Raw genomic sequence first — 13,867 nt, forward strand, 5'->3', positions numbered from 1 at the left:
CCGCGACCGTGGTCGCGGCGGGACTGCAGGCTCACGCGGGCGAGACCGTCGACGTGTAGACGTCGTTCGCCTCCGGATCGGCGCGGGTGTGCGCCACGGTCATGTGCAGCAGGTCGGTGTCGTACCCCGCCACCGAGACGCGCACGAGGTCGCGGGCGGTCGTCGAGCTCGTCGACGGCCGGAACGCGAACTTGTCACCGGGCGAGACCCGGGGCGTCGTCGCCGAGTGGGCGGGGACGTCCCCGAAGAAGGCTCCCGAGATCGTGAACGAGCTCTGCCACGGGGAGTTCACGCCGTTGCTGCGGACGAGGGTGCCGTTGAGCCCCTCGACCAGCAGGCTCAGCTGGTTGGCGTCCAGCGGGCCCGAGTTGGCCACCTGGATGCGGAAGAGGACCTCTTCGAGCGTGTTGATCACGGACCCGGGCGGGTCCACCTGGACGATCTGGACGTCCAGGAAGTCCCTCGGGTAGGTCTCGAACTCGTTGGCGAGGTCGGTGAGGATGGTCATGATGGTTCCCCCTGCTGTGCGGTGCGGACCGGCTCTCGGTCCGACCCCCCGAACGTAGGTCGGCAGGGGTGCGGCCCTACAGCGGGGAAACCCCTGACGACACCCCAGACCGCGCCACCCGGCGCGACAGCTCGGCGCGGTTGCGCAGCCCGAGCTTGCGGTAGGTCCGGGTCAGGTGCGCCTCCACGGTCGACTCGCTGACGAACAGCCGTGCGGCGATCTCCCGGTTGCGCAGACCGTCGGCCACGAGGGCTGCGATCTCGCTCTCGGTCGGCGTCAGCTCGTCGTCCGTCGTGCCCCGGACCCGGTCGAGGAGCTCGACGACCACCGCGTCCCAACCCCGCACGCCCGCGTCCAGGAAGGTGGCGAGGTACCGCTCGCCGTGCTCGCGCGCCCACTGCCGCCGACCTGTCCGCAGCGCCGCGGCCAGCGCGAACGAGCCGGTGCGGGCGGCGTCCAGCCCGTACCCGAGGCCCGCGAGACGGTCCTGGGCCCGCTGGAGGGCGTCGAAGGCCTCCGGCTGGTCCCGCAGGAGCAGCAGCTGCCCCGTGGCGGCCAGCACCTGGGCGTCCGCCCAGGGGGACGCCAGGGCGGCGCACTGGTCCCGCAACCGGTGCGTCAGCTGCTCGACGAGGTCGGTCGCGCCCGCGAGGCTCGCCACCTGGATCGCCTGCGGGAGCACAGGCACGGGCCCGGGGTGCGCGTAGCCGAGGGTGTCGAGCACGCCGAGCGCACCCTGCAGCGTGTCGAGCGCCGCGGGCCAGTCGCGTCGGGCGGCCGCCGCGACCCCCCGCACGTGTCCCGCCATCGCCAGCCGCGGTCGCTCCCCGACGCGCGCCGCCCACGCGTCGAGCCGGTCCGCGTGCGCGTGGGCCGCGTCCGTGTTCCCCCGGAGACCGGCGAGCAGGCCCGCGGGATAGGCCAGCCACGCGAGGGCCCGGTCGTCCGCGCAGTCCCGTGCCGCCTCGGACCCGTCCTCGAGGTGGTGCGCGGCGACGTCGAGCTCGCCCGCGGCCAGCGCCACCTGCGCCAGGTCGTACAGCCGGTACGACCGCTGGAACTCCGCGCCGTTGCTCCGTGCGCTGCGGTGCATGGACTCGAGGTTCGTCCGCGCCCAGGCGAGGTGGCCGTCCCAGAGCTGCTGGCGACCCTGCAGGACCCGCGGCCACAGGGCGAGCTGCGACTGGACCACCTCGCTCCCGACGGCCACGGCCTCCTCGATCAGCCCGTCGGTCCGCCGGCCGAGCAGCAGTGACGTCGTGGACACGGCGGACGCCGCCTGCGCGATCAGCACCGCGTCGTCGAGAGACCGACCGGTCTCGAGCGCTGCCTGTGCACACGCCAGCCCTTCGTCCAGGCGACCGAGGTGGATGCCGAGGAGCCACCCGAGCAGCCCGAGCACCCGGCCGCGCAGGCTCGCGTGCGCGACCGACCCGTCCTCCGGGACCTCCTCCAACGCCGTCCGCAGCACAGCCTCCGCGTCCGTGAAGTCGAGCACGACGCGGCCGGTGACGACGGACGCGCGCAGCGGCCCCGGCTCGAGCCGTTCCAGCAGGCCGTCCGCGAGCCGCAGTGCCGTCGGGAGGTCCCCGGCGGTGGCGCACTGCATCATCCGGGCCAGGGTGCGTCGCACGGAGGCGTCCTCGTCGTCGGGCGGGGTCAGCCGGGCGCTGTCGCCGAGCAGGTCGGCCGCGAGCCGGGGGGCGCCCCGGCGCGCGAGCCGCAGGGCCGCCGACTCGATCTCGTCCGCGGCGGCGGCATCGGTCCCGTCGACGGCACGGGCCAGGTGCACCGCCCGGGCGTCGGGATCCTCGAGGGTGCGTGCCAGCGCCGCGTGCAGGCCCCGACGGTCCAGGGCGTGCATCCCGGCGAGCACCGCTGTGGAGATCAGCGGGTGCGTGAACCGCAGGCCGAAGTCGTGCTCGAGCACGACCACCTCGGCATCCAGGGCCGGGCGGACGGCGTCGTCGACGCTCCGGAGCCCGGCGGCCGACGCGAGGCCCCGCAGCGGCGACGGTCCCGCGAGCGCGAGCAGCCGCACGAGCCGCAGCGTGTCCGCGGGCAGCTCGGCGACGCGGTGACCGAGCGCGGCCAGCGGGGACCCGTCGGGCGGGCACCCGGTCCCGAGCTGGTGGGCGCGGGCGAGCTCGAGCGCGAAGAAGGGGTTCCCGTGCGCCAGCTCGCCCACCTGCGAGACCGCCGGGAGGCTCAGCGTGGGGACCGCGGCGGACACGATGCGTCGCAGGCTCAGGCGTTCCAGCCCGGGCAGGTCGAGCCGCTCGACGCCGCCGTCGAGGCCGGGTGCGGGGATGGCGAGCTCCTCGGGGCTCCAGGTCCGGGCGGTGGCCAGCAGGGAGACGGGCTCGTCGCCGAGCCGGCGCAGCGCGAAGCGCAGGGTGTGCCGAGTGATGTCGTCCAGCCACGGCAGGTCGTCGACGGCGACCACGACGGGAGCCTCGGCAGCCAGGGCGCGGAGCTGGTCGAGCAGCCAGCGGGACCGTTCGACGGCCGGCAGGTCGGCCGCCAGCTCGGTGGACGCCGGGAGACGGTCGAACAGGTCGTGCAGGCCCTGCGCAGGGTTGTCGCGGTCCTCCTCGCTGGGCCGAGCCACCAGCACGAGCGCCTGCGCCGCCCGGCAGCACTCGACCCCGTGCTCCCACAGGGTCGTCTTGCCGATGCCCGCCTCGCCGACCAGGACGAGGGAGCGCCCGCGCGCGGCGAGCCGGACGTCGTCGGCGAACGACTCCACCCGCCGGAGCTCGGCGTCGCGTCCGACGATCCGCGGGAGCCTGCGGCCGGAGACGTGCAGGGAGGGGCCCCGCGGCTGTGCCGTACCGAGGAGATCCACCACGAGGATCAGGAGCGGTGCCCCCCGCGGGCTGATACGGCCGCGGGTGCGCGCTCCGCGACGCCCGGCGGCAGCGGTTCGCCCGGCGAGGTGAGATGGCGGGGCCGGCGCGGCACCGGGACGTCGGTGAGCAGCGGGGCGGGGAGCGCCTTGGCCAGCTCTCCGACGAGCGCGCGCCAGGACTGCTCGGCAGCCCGCAGGTGCGTCGCCACGTGCTCGGGGGCGACGTGACCGATCGCGCCGATGCCGTCGGCTGCGTCGAGCGCGTCCAGACCGCGCTCGATCGCGGCCCGGGACGTCCGGTAGTTCGCCGTGTCCCGTGCCGTCGGCGGGGTCAGCACCTCCAGGACCGCGGCCGCGTCGTCGAACATCGAGCGCAGGAGCGCCACCGCGTGGGGCCTGTCGCCCATGGAGAGGCGGTCCGCAGAGTCCGTGACGGCCGCGACGATCGTCGAGTGGGAGAGCCGGTCGACGGTCGCCGACAGCACACCGGGCGCGATCTGGATCTGCAGCAGGAGCGCGACGGTCCGCCCGAGGACCCGTTCCGAGCGCTCCCGCCGCACCCGCCGCCGCTCGGCCGCCCGTCGCGCTTCGTCCTCCGCGCGCAGCTCCAGGGCGAGCGCCTCGCGCTCGCGGCGCTCGGCCTCCTGCCGGGCCGCGTTCGCACGTCGGGACACCTGCTCCGTGGCCGCGCGCACGTGGTGCTCGGACTCGGTCTGGGCGCGGTGCACGAGCTCGACCGCGACCGGGTTGGCGGGGCTCGCGTAGCCGGTGTCGGTGTAGCCGAAGAGGGCGATGTGGTGCTCCTCCGCCCACAGGACGGCGGTCTTGGTGAAACCGGAGCGCGAGTAGAAGACGGCGACGAACGAGCCGGCCGCGACGCGGAGGTCCTCGAGGTCGCTGCGTCCGACGGGGCTGCGGCGGTGCTCGACGCGACCGGCGAAGTCGATGCCGACGAGGTCCAGCTCCGTGGCGGATCCCGGTCCCGTGACGCGGACGTCGGTGCGGGCGAGGACCGTGCGGGCGTGCCGTTCGGCGAACCGCTCGGCGTCCCGCCACTGCGGGTCCTTGCCCGTCGCGCTCACGTCCACCTCCTCCACCGCAGCTGGGCCGGTCAGGCACGCCTTGACGGTAGTGACCACGCACCAGCGCGGAGTCGACCGTCCGGGTGACCCGAGCGGCGCAACCCGACACCCCGGACGATTCGACCGGGTGAAACCGGGGCGCCCACGGGGCGGGCGGTGGCAGGGTGGGCGTCATGACGGCACGGTGGCCGGCGTTCGCCCCGGCGCTCGACCGCGCGGTGCACCATGCGCGCGACTGGCTGACGTCCCTGGCGGAGCGACCCGTGCACCCGCGGGCCCGACCGGACGACCTCGCGGCCGTCCTCGGCGGGCCTCTCCCGGACGGGCCGACCGCACCCGAGACCGTCGTCGACGAGCTCGCCGCCGGCGTCGAGCCCGGGCTGATGGGGATGCCGTCGGGACGCTTCTTCGGCTGGGTGATCGGAGGGACGCACCCGGCCGCGCTCGCGGCGGACTGGCTCACGAGCGCATGGGACCAGAACACGGCGATGCGCCACTCGACGCCGGGCGTCGTGGCGGTGGAGGACGCGGCGGCGGCGTGGGCGCTCGACCTCCTCGGCCTGCCGCCCGACGCCGACGTCGGGTTCGTCACCGGCGCCACGATGGCGAACTTCACGGGGCTCGCGGCCGCCCGGCAGCACGTCCTGGCCGACGCGGGCTGGGACGTCGGCCGCGACGGGCTCGCGGGCGGCCCGCGGGTCCGGGTGCTGGTCGGGGCGGAGCGGCACGAGACTCTCGACCTCGCGCTGCGCTACCTCGGGCTCGGCACGCCGACGGTCGTCGCCGCCGACGACCAGGGCCGGCTCGTCGTCGCCGACCTCGACCGCGCTCTGGCGCAGGGCGGTGGCCCGACGATCGTCTGCCTCCAGGCGGGCAACCTGCACTCCGGCGCGTTCGACCCGATGGCCCAGGCCGTCGACCTCGCGCACCGGCACGGCGCGTGGGTCCACGTCGACGGCGCCTTCGGTCTGTGGGCGGCCGCGTCTCCTCGGTTGCGGGGCCTCCTCGCCGGCGTCGAGCACGCCGACTCGTGGGCCACCGACGCGCACAAGACCCTCAACGTGCCCTACGACTGCGGTCTGGCGATCGTCGCGCACCCCGAGCCGCTGCGCCGCGCCTTCGGCATGCACGCCGACTACTTCGCGACGTTCAGCGGGTCGGGCGACCCGCTGGAGAAGGTGCCCGAGCTCTCCCGTCGTGCACGCGGCGTGCCGGTGTGGGCGGTCCTGCGGTCGCTCGGGCGCAGCGGGGTCGAGGACCTGGTCGACGGGCTCGTGGCGAACGCCAGGGCCATCGCCGACGGGATCGCGACGATCGACGGCGCCGAGATCCTCAACGACGTCGTGTTCACCCAGGTCTGCGTCGGGTTCGGCTCCGACGAGCGCACCCGTGCCGTCACCGCACGCGTGCTGGCCGACGGGGTGACGTGGATGTCGGGATCGCGGTGGCAGGGTCGCGACGTGCTGCGCGTGTCGGTGAGCAACTGGTCGACGGACGCCGAGGACGTCGCCCGCTCGGTCGACGCCGTCCGGCGGGCGGCGTCGACCGGCTGACGTCAGCGGCTGGTGCTGGTGGGGGTCGACGGGCGGCGAGGGCCGCATCGTGACCGCGCCGCGCTCGTGCTGCTCAGAGGGCGTACGCGGCCGAGGTCCAGAGGTGCACGGCCGCGTAGGCGCGCAGAGGGCGCCAACGCTCGGCCAGTCGCGTGACGTCCGCCGCGGACCCCACCCCGAGAGCGCGGCGCAGCACGAGGTCGCCGACGGGCATCGCGTCGCGGTCGCCCAGCACGCGCAGGGCGAGGTAGTCCGCGGTCCACGGACCGATCCCGGGGAGGGCGACGAGGTGCTCCCGCGTGCCCGGCCCTCGCAGGTCGAGCCCGTCGGCGCACGCCCGCGCGAGGGCGTGCAGGGTGCGCGCACGGGAGTGCGTGATGCGCACGACGCTCTGCAGCTCCACCGGGTCCACCGCCGCGAGCCGCTCCGGCGTCGGGTAGGCGGTCAGCCCACCGGGTCCGGGCTCGCCGTACGCGGCGGCGAGCCGTCCGCCGAACGTGCGGGCCGCGGCCAGCGAGACCTGCTGGCCGAGCACCGTCGTGACCGCTGCCTCGAAGCCGTCGGGGTGGCCGAGGATCCGCAGCCGCGGGCGGGCCCGGACCAGCGGCCCGAGGACCTCGTCGTCCGCGAAGGCGCCCACGACGGCATCGAGGTCGTCGGCGAGGCCGAACCACGCGACGGCGAGCGCGCTCAGGTCCGCCTCCGACCCGGCGCTCGCGCGGAGGGCGACCCGGTCCGGTCCGAGCGTCGCGGCGACGAGGGCCGGTCGGTCGCCCAGCAGCACGACACGTGTCACCGTGCCGGCGTCCACGACCTCCACCCCGGGCACCGCGTGCGCGACCAGCGAGGCGAGCGCCGGCGCCGGGTCGAACGGCTGCCGCAGGATGAGGGAGGCGCTCACGCGACGACGGTAACGTGCTGGACGCTTTACCAAGTCAAGGTATTTCCATGGAGCGGATGCGCCCCTGGCGTGGCAGTGCTAGAACTGTTCTAGCTGATCGCACCGGGAGCCCGGGGCGACCAGCCGGTCGCAAGTTGGGCCGCGTTGCCGAGGGCCACGGCGAGAGCCGGGCCGCCCGTGAGGGTTCAGGGAGTGCGCCAAGCCTCGTGCCGGCGAGACGCCTCTCCGTGGCGCCCCGTCCCCGAGAACAGGGGACGGGGCGCACCTACGTCCGGCACTGCCTACGCTGAGGGGCGTGCGCCCCCACCTGCTCCCCGGCGCCGTCGACGAGTCCGTGGCGGACGATGTCCAGGGCTTCGTCGTGCCGACGGTGTCCCTGCTGGCTGCGATCGTCATCGCCTTCCTCGCGGCAACCCTCATCTCCGTCGTCGTGCGGCGGCTCGCCCGTCGCTCCACCGTCGCCGCCGACCTCACCCGCCGCTCGCGCAAGCCGATGCGCGCGGTCCTGCTCGTCGTCGCGGTCTGGATCGCGCTGCGCCTGAGCACCGACCCGTCCGACTGGACCCGCACCGTCGAGCACGTGCTGCTCATCGCGTTCATCGTCACCGTGGCCTGGCTGATCGGCAGCCTCGCCTTCGTGCTCGAGGACGCCGCCCTCCAGCGGTACCGGATCGACGTCGCCGACAACCGGCACGCCCGCCGCGTCCGCACGCAGGTGCAGGTGCTGCGGAGGATCACGGTCGCGATCCTCGTGCTCTGCGCGATCGCGGCCATCCTGCTGACGTTCCCCTCGGCGCGCGCGCTCGGTGCGAGCCTGCTGGCGTCGGCGGGTCTCATCTCGATCGTGGCCGGCCTGGCCGCGCAGAGCTCCCTGGCCAACGTGTTCGCCGGGCTGCAGCTCGCGTTCACCGACGCGATCCGGGTGGACGACGTGGTCGTCGTCGCCGACGAGTGGGGCCGGATCGAGGAGATCACGCTCACCTACGTCGTCGTGCACGTCTGGGACGACCGTCGCCTGATCCTGCCGTCCACGTACTTCACGACGACGCCGTTCGAGAACTGGACGCGCCGCGCGGCCGACCTGCTGGGCACCGTCGAGCTCGACGTCGACTGGGAGGTCCCCGTCGAGGCGATGCGCACCGAGCTGACGCGGCTGCTCCAGGACACCGACCTGTGGGACCGCCGCGTCGGCATCCTGCAGGTCACGGATGCGGTCGGCGGGCTGGTCCGCGTCCGCGCGCTGGCCAGCGCCGTCGACGCCCCCACCCTGTTCGACCTGCGGTGCTACGTCCGCGAGGGGCTGGTCGGCTGGCTGCAGCGCGAAGCGCCGGAGAGCCTGCCGAAGACGAGGTTCGAGGGCGGAGCGCCCGTGTCGGGCCGCCGGGCGGCCACGCGCCCCGACTCGGCACCGACGCCCGTGCTCCCGGTCCCGGGGGCGTGGTCCCCGGACGACACGCAGACCATCACCACCGGCGGCCAGGACGCCCGGCTCTTCACCGGCAGCATCGAGGCACTGGAGCGGTCGCGGAACTTCTCCGGGCCGGGTCAGGACGTCATCGACGAGCGCGAGCAGACCGCGGACGACCACGGTGAGGGGCGGCAGCCCTGATCGAGCCGGTCACGCCCGACCTGCTGGTCGACCGGCTGGTGCGACTGGTCGCCTCACACGACGGCAGGGTCCGCGTCCTCGTCGACGGTGCCCCGCCGACGCGGCCCGCCGACCTCGCGGACGCCCTCGTCGACCCGCTGCGAGCGCTCGGCAGACCGGTGTCCCGGGTGCACGCCGACGACTTCCTGCGGCCGGCCTCCGTGCGGTTCGAGCACGGGCGGCACGACCCGGACGCCTACCTGGAGGACCGGCTCGATGCGGGTGCGCTGGGGCGGGAGGTCCTCGACCTCTTCGCCTCGCGCGGCCGCTTCCTGCCGACGCTCTGGGACGCCGTGGCCGACCGGTCGACCCGCGCCGCGTACGTGGACGTGCCCGGACGAGCGGTCCTGGTGCTCGACGGGAGCCTGCTGCTCGGGCGCTGGCTCGACGCGGACCTCACCGTGCACCTGACCGTCCGCGCGGCGACCCTCGCGCGCCGGACACCTGAGCAGGACCGGTGGACCCTCCCGGCGTTCGCCCGCTACGACGCGGAGACGACGCCGACGCAGGTGGCGGACGTCGTGGTCCACGTCGACGACCCCCGCCACCCCGCGCTGGCGTCCGGCGGGTGGTGAACCCGGCCTGGGGTGACGGTTCGACCGCTCACTCAGGGACCGCTGCCGTCAGGCGGGCCGCCAGGCGGTGCATCGCGTCAGCCAGCTCGGGAGGACCGACGACGCGCAGCGGCACGCCGAACATCGCGAACCGCGCGGCGACACCGTCCCACGACCAGGCGCTGAGGACCGCACGGCAGCTGTGGTCGCCGAGGGGCTCGACGAGGGCGTCCCGGCCGGCCCACTGCGCGACCTCGGACGCCGCCATGTCGACCTCGGCCTCGCCCCGGCAGGGCCAGGGGTTCACGGTGCTGAAGCGCTCGGCGACGAACGCGGCGACGTCGGCGGCGGGCAGCGGCCGGGGTGCGAACCGCGGCCCGGACCCGGTCTTCGGGGTGATGCGGTCGACCCGGTACGTGCGCCAGTCGGCGCGGTCGAGGTCGTAGCCGACGAGGTACCAGCGCCCGCCCCACGTCACCAGGTGGTGCGCCTCGGCGCGGCGGGGGAGCCGGGTGTCGCTGCCGCCCTCGTAGTCGAACCGGAGCACCTCGTGCGCGCGCACGGCCGAGCCGACGGCCATCAGCACCTGCTGGTCGACCTGGGGACGCGTGCTGCCCCCGCGCGCCACGGCGGTGACCTGCAGGGCGTCGGCCGCGGCGCGCAGCCGCGCGGGCATGACCTGGCGGAGGGTCGCGAGCGCGCGCACGGCGGCCTCGTCGACCCCCGCCACGCCCGTGGACGCGGTCTGCAGGGCGACGACGAGGGCGACCGCCTGCTCGTCGTCGAGCAGGAGCGGGGGCATCTGGGTGCCGGCGTCGAGCCGGTACCCGCCGTCGGGTCCCTTGCTCGCGTGCACGGGGTAGCCGAGCTCGCGCAGCCGGTCGACGTCGCGGCGCACGGTCCGCGGGCTGACGCCGAGCCGGTCCGCGAGCACCTCGCCCGGCCAGTCGCGGCGGGCCTGCAGCAGCGACAGGAGCGCGAGGAGGCGGGAGGACGGCGTGGACACGTCCTCAGGATGCCACGCAGTAGAGGACAGGGCCTGACCGCTATCCCCGACAGGCTGGCTCTTGTACCCACTCGACGAGGGAGAGACATGATCCAGACCCGAGGACTCACCAAGGACTTCGTGGTGAGCAGCTCCGAGACCGTGCACGCCGTGCGCGGCATCGACCTCGACATCGCCCCGGGCGAGCTCGTCGCCGTGCTCGGGCCGAACGGCGCCGGCAAGTCGACGACGATGCGCATGCTCACCACCCTGGTCCGCCCGACCTCCGGGTCCGCGACGGTCGCGGGCGTGGACGTCGTCGCGGACCCGGCGGCGGTCCGGCGGAACATCGGCTACGTCGGCCAGGGCAACGGCGCCGGGCACCAGCAGCGTGCCGGCGACGAGCTGACCCTGCAGGGCCGGGTCTACGGGCTCGACCGCGCGGCGGCCCAGCGGCGCACGGCCGAGCTGCTCGACGCGCTCGACCTGACCGCCCTGGCCAGGCGCAAGGTGTCGGACCTGTCCGGCGGCCAGCGGCGGCGGTTGGACGTCGCGCTCGGCCTGGTGCACGCGCCGCGCCTGCTGTTCCTGGACGAGCCGACCACCGGCCTCGACCCGCACAACCGCGCCAACCTGTGGGAGCACATCTCCCGGCTGCGCACCGAGCACGACATGACGATCGTGCTCACCACGCACTACCTCGACGAGGCGGACACCATGGCCGAGCGCGTCGTGGTCGTCGACCACGGGCAGATCATCGCCGACGACACCGCGGACGGCCTCAAGCGCACGCTCGCCGGCGACCGCGTGGTGCTCACCGTCGCAGTCGGGGGGACCGCGTCGCGGGTCGCGTCGATCGTCGAGGCGCTCCCCGGCGCGCGGGACGTGACCATTGCGGGCGACCGGGTGGAGGCCAGGGTGGCCGACGCCGGTGCGGCCGTGCCCGAGCTGGTCCTGGCCGCGTCCGGCGCCGGGGCGCCCCTGCTCGAGGCGCTCGCGGTGCGGCCCACGCTCGACGACGTCTTCCTGGCCCTCACGGGCCGCAGCCTGCGCGACGGCGCCGACACCACGACCACCGAGGAGGCCGCAGCATGAGCACCGCCACGATCGACGCACCGACCCGCACCCTGACCCCTGTCCGCCGCTCGTGGCTCTCGGACGTCTGGCTCGTCATGACCCGAGAGCTGCGGCCCGTGGTCCGCGAGCCGTTCTCCGTCGTGTTCGGCCTGATCCAGCCGCTCGTCTTCCTGGGTCTGTTCGGGCCGCTGCTCGTCGGCTCCGTCGGGGAGACCGGGGGCCTGAGCTCCACGGACGTCTGGCAGTGGTTCGTGCCGTCGATCCTGGTCATGACCACGCTCTTCGGGACGTCCACGACCGGCTCCAACCTGCAGTTCGAGATGCAGACCGGGGCGCACGAGCGGTTGCTGGTCACCCCGCTGTCCCGGTCCTCGCAGCTCGTCGGCCGGTCGCTGAAGGAGATGGTGCCGCTGGTCGCGCAGGCGGTCATCCTCGTCCTCGTCATGCTCCCGTTCGGCTTCCGTGCCGACCCCGTCGGTGCCCCGATCGGGCTCGCGATGCTCGCGGTGCTCGGCGTCGGGCTGGGGTCGCTCAGCTACGCGCTGGCGATCGCGGTGCGCAAGCAGGAGTGGATGTTCTGGGCGGTGCAGCAGACCGTGCTGTTCCCGCTGCTGATCCTGTCCGGGATGCTCCTGCCGCTGGAGACCGGTCCGCACTGGATGAAGGTCGCCTCCGCGTTCGACCCGCTGCGGTGGGTCGTCGAGGCCGAGCGGGCGCTGTTCGCCGGCGACCTGACCAGCAGCGCCGTGGCGGCAGGCTGGCTCGCGGCCGTCCTCACGGCGGTCGTCGGTCTGGCGGTCGGGGTGCGGACCCTGCTGCGCAGCACCGACTGAGCACCTCACGCCGAACCGCCGTCGCGCGTCTTCTCCTCGAGGGCGCGCGACGGGCGGGCCGTGTCAGTGGGTGGGGGAATGATGACGGTCATGACCGTCCTGGAAGAGGTCCGTGTGGTGCACACGGTGGTCCCGTCGCCGCTCGGCCCGATCACGCTCGTCTCCCACGACGGGGGCCTGTCCGCGCTGCTGCTGCAGAGCTCGAAGTACGAGGCCGTCCAGGGCCCGTTCGGCGAGCGGGCCGACGACGAGTTCGACGAGGTGCAGACGCAGCTCCACGAGTACTTCGCCGGGACTCGCACGCAGTTCGACCTCCCCCTGCACCTCGTGGGGACCACGTTCCAGCGCCGCGTGTGGGAGGGGCTGCTGCGGATCCCGTACGGGCAGACGCGGTCCTACGGTGAGCTCGCCGCGGAGATCGGTCTGGACCCGCGCACGTCGTCGCGCGCCGTCGGGGCGGCCAACGGGCGCAACCGGATCGCGATCGTCGTCCCCTGCCACCGCGTCATCGGTGCGGACGGCACGCTGACCGGGTTCGCCGCCGGGCTGGAGCGCAAGCGGTTCCTGCTCGGGCACGAGGCCAAGGGCCGGCCGCGCGAGCACCTGCTGTTCTGAGATCACCGTGGGGTCTGCCCCACCACGGCTCGGGGGAGTGCTCCATGGTGGGCGGCGGCTGCGCGTCGACAGGCTGAGATCACCCGACATCGAGGAGATCTCATGACGAGACGACACAGCAGGGCCCGTACGGCTGTCACGATCGCCGCCGTCTGCACGGTCGCGGTCGGTGCCGTGATCACCGGCACCCCGGCGTACTCCGAGGGCCGCGCGCCCCGGGACGTCGTCCAGCGCGAGCTCGACGGCCTCGTCCGTGACGCAGGCTTCCCCGCCGCGCTGGCCACCTACCAGGACCCACGCGGACGCAGCCGCGACTACACCGCGGGCGTCGGCGACCTGGAGACGGGCGCCCGGGTGCCGCTCGACGGGCAGGTCCGCATCGGCAGCAACACCAAGACGTTCGTCGCCGTCACGCTCCTGCAGCTGGTCGACGAGGGGGAGGTCGAGCTCGACGCCCCGGTCGAGACGTACCTGCCCGGGCTGGTGCACGGCGACGGCGTCGACGGCACCCGCATCACCGTCCGGCAGGTGCTCCAGCACACGAGCGGTGTGCCCAACTACACCGCGGTGATCGACCCCGACTTCTTCGCGACGCGCCACCAGTACGTCGAGCCGCACGAGCTGCTCGACCTGGCGCTGACCCAGCCGGGCACGCCGCCGGGGACCGGGTGGTCGTACAGCAACACCAACTACGTCATCGCCGGGCTGATCGTGCAGAAGGTCACCGGACGTCCGCTGGCCGAGGTCGTCACCGACCGTGTCATCGAGCCGCTGCACCTGCGGGACACCTACGTCCCGGACCGCGGCGAAGAGGAGCTCCGCGGACGCCACCCCCTCGGGTACCACGCGACGGAGCCCGGCGGTGAGCTGCGCGACATCACCGTGCTGGACCCGGGCTGGGCCTGGGGCGCGGGAGACATCGTGTCGACCCCGAGCGACCTGAACGCGTTCTTCGTCGCCCTGCTCGACGGGGAGCTGCTGCCCCCGGCGCTCCTTGCGGAGATGCAGACGACCGTCGAGACGGCGCCGGAGCTGGACGGCATGCGCTACGGGCTGGCCCTCTTCAGCACGCCGCTGAGCTGCGGCGGGGTCGCCTGGGGCCACGGCGGCAGCATCCCCGGGTACGAGACCGGCGGCGGCGTCGGCCCGGACGGCCGGTCGGTGACCGTCGCGGTGACCGCGCTCCCGGCGGCCACGGCGGACCCCGAGGGGGCGTGGCACCGGATGACCGAGGCGGTCGACGCGGTGCTCTGCGCGTAG

12 protein-coding genes are annotated in these 13,867 nt (G+C 74.5%); 7 read left to right on the forward strand and 5 right to left on the reverse strand.

Features of this window, described 5'->3' with window-relative positions:
* Nucleotides 1-31 precede the first annotated feature (31 nt).
* The 3 genes from CTE05_RS05570 to CTE05_RS20160 form a co-directional block, all read right to left on the reverse strand.
* Nucleotides 32-508: a hypothetical protein gene (locus tag CTE05_RS05570; protein ID WP_146845136.1), complete on the reverse strand. Its 477-nt coding sequence runs from the start codon at nucleotides 506-508 to the stop codon at nucleotides 32-34.
* A gap of 76 nt (nucleotides 509-584) precedes the next feature.
* Complete coding sequence (locus tag CTE05_RS05575) at nucleotides 585-3,356, reverse strand: LuxR C-terminal-related transcriptional regulator (RefSeq protein ID WP_186814750.1); 2,772 nt, start codon at nucleotides 3,354-3,356, stop codon at nucleotides 585-587.
* A gap of 8 nt (nucleotides 3,357-3,364) precedes the next feature.
* Nucleotides 3,365-4,441, reverse strand: a complete 1,077-nt coding sequence (locus CTE05_RS20160; RefSeq protein WP_186814751.1) for a hypothetical protein — start codon at nucleotides 4,439-4,441, stop codon at nucleotides 3,365-3,367.
* Between the two features lie 173 nt (nucleotides 4,442-4,614).
* Here CTE05_RS20160 and CTE05_RS05580 point away from each other — a divergent pair, with 173 nt between their 5' ends.
* Nucleotides 4,615-5,994: a pyridoxal phosphate-dependent decarboxylase family protein gene (locus tag CTE05_RS05580; RefSeq protein ID WP_146845138.1), complete on the forward strand. Its 1,380-nt coding sequence runs from the start codon at nucleotides 4,615-4,617 to the stop codon at nucleotides 5,992-5,994.
* Between the two features lie 73 nt (nucleotides 5,995-6,067).
* Here the strand turns inward: CTE05_RS05580 and CTE05_RS05585 are convergent, their stop codons facing one another.
* On the reverse strand, nucleotides 6,068-6,895 hold the full coding sequence (locus CTE05_RS05585) for a DNA-3-methyladenine glycosylase family protein (protein WP_146845139.1): 828 nt from the start codon (nucleotides 6,893-6,895) through the stop codon (nucleotides 6,068-6,070).
* Between the two features lie 295 nt (nucleotides 6,896-7,190).
* Here CTE05_RS05585 and CTE05_RS05590 point away from each other — a divergent pair, with 295 nt between their 5' ends.
* Nucleotides 7,191-8,504 carry a mechanosensitive ion channel family protein gene (locus CTE05_RS05590; RefSeq protein WP_246123306.1) on the forward strand — a complete coding sequence of 438 codons (1,314 nt, stop codon included), beginning with the start codon at nucleotides 7,191-7,193 and terminating at the stop codon, nucleotides 8,502-8,504.
* Between the two features lie 38 nt (nucleotides 8,505-8,542).
* A complete protein-coding gene (locus tag CTE05_RS05595; protein WP_246123308.1) occupies nucleotides 8,543-9,118 on the forward strand; it encodes a nucleoside/nucleotide kinase family protein in 576 nt (191 codons plus the stop codon).
* A gap of 28 nt (nucleotides 9,119-9,146) precedes the next feature.
* Here CTE05_RS05595 and CTE05_RS05600 read toward each other — a convergent pair whose 3' ends face one another.
* Nucleotides 9,147-10,103 carry a helix-turn-helix transcriptional regulator gene (locus CTE05_RS05600; RefSeq protein WP_146845141.1) on the reverse strand — a complete coding sequence of 319 codons (957 nt, stop codon included), beginning with the start codon at nucleotides 10,101-10,103 and terminating at the stop codon, nucleotides 9,147-9,149.
* Nucleotides 10,104-10,190: 87 nt separating this feature from the next.
* Here CTE05_RS05600 and CTE05_RS05605 point away from each other — a divergent pair, with 87 nt between their 5' ends.
* The 4 genes from CTE05_RS05605 to CTE05_RS05620 all read left to right on the forward strand — a co-directional run bounded on the left by CTE05_RS05605 (nucleotide 10,191) and on the right by CTE05_RS05620 (nucleotide 13,867).
* On the forward strand, nucleotides 10,191-11,177 hold the full coding sequence (locus tag CTE05_RS05605) for an ATP-binding cassette domain-containing protein (protein WP_146845142.1): 987 nt from the start codon (nucleotides 10,191-10,193) through the stop codon (nucleotides 11,175-11,177).
* Nucleotides 11,174-11,992, forward strand: coding sequence for an ABC transporter permease (locus tag CTE05_RS05610; RefSeq protein ID WP_146845143.1), 819 nt, complete (start codon nucleotides 11,174-11,176; stop codon nucleotides 11,990-11,992). The genes CTE05_RS05605 and CTE05_RS05610 overlap by 4 nt, the downstream gene beginning before the upstream one ends.
* A 90-nt stretch (nucleotides 11,993-12,082) precedes the next feature.
* Nucleotides 12,083-12,607, forward strand: a complete 525-nt coding sequence (locus CTE05_RS05615) for a methylated-DNA--[protein]-cysteine S-methyltransferase (RefSeq protein ID WP_146845144.1) — start codon at nucleotides 12,083-12,085, stop codon at nucleotides 12,605-12,607.
* 102 nt (nucleotides 12,608-12,709) lie between these two features.
* A complete protein-coding gene (locus CTE05_RS05620; protein WP_146845145.1) occupies nucleotides 12,710-13,867 on the forward strand; it encodes a serine hydrolase domain-containing protein in 1,158 nt (385 codons plus the stop codon).

The organism is Cellulomonas terrae (assembly GCF_007990265.1).
Classification (GTDB): Bacteria; Actinomycetota; Actinomycetes; order Actinomycetales; family Cellulomonadaceae; genus Cellulomonas; species Cellulomonas terrae.

Bases quoted from the DNA above. Each gene is read 5' to 3' on its own strand.
- CTE05_RS05610 (WP_146845143.1), top strand. From the start codon at position 11,174: ATGAGCACCGCCACGATCGACGCACCGACCCGCACCCTGACCCCTGTC.
- CTE05_RS05605 (WP_146845142.1), top strand. From the start codon at position 10,191: ATGATCCAGACCCGAGGACTCACCAAGGACTTCGTGGTGAGCAGCTCC.
- CTE05_RS05620 (WP_146845145.1), top strand. From the start codon at position 12,710: ATGACGAGACGACACAGCAGGGCCCGTACGGCTGTCACGATCGCCGCC.
- CTE05_RS05615 (WP_146845144.1), top strand. From the start codon at position 12,083: ATGACCGTCCTGGAAGAGGTCCGTGTGGTGCACACGGTGGTCCCGTCG.
- CTE05_RS05580 (WP_146845138.1), top strand. From the start codon at position 4,615: ATGACGGCACGGTGGCCGGCGTTCGCCCCGGCGCTCGACCGCGCGGTG.
- CTE05_RS05570 (WP_146845136.1), bottom strand. From the start codon at position 508: ATGACCATCCTCACCGACCTCGCCAACGAGTTCGAGACCTACCCGAGG.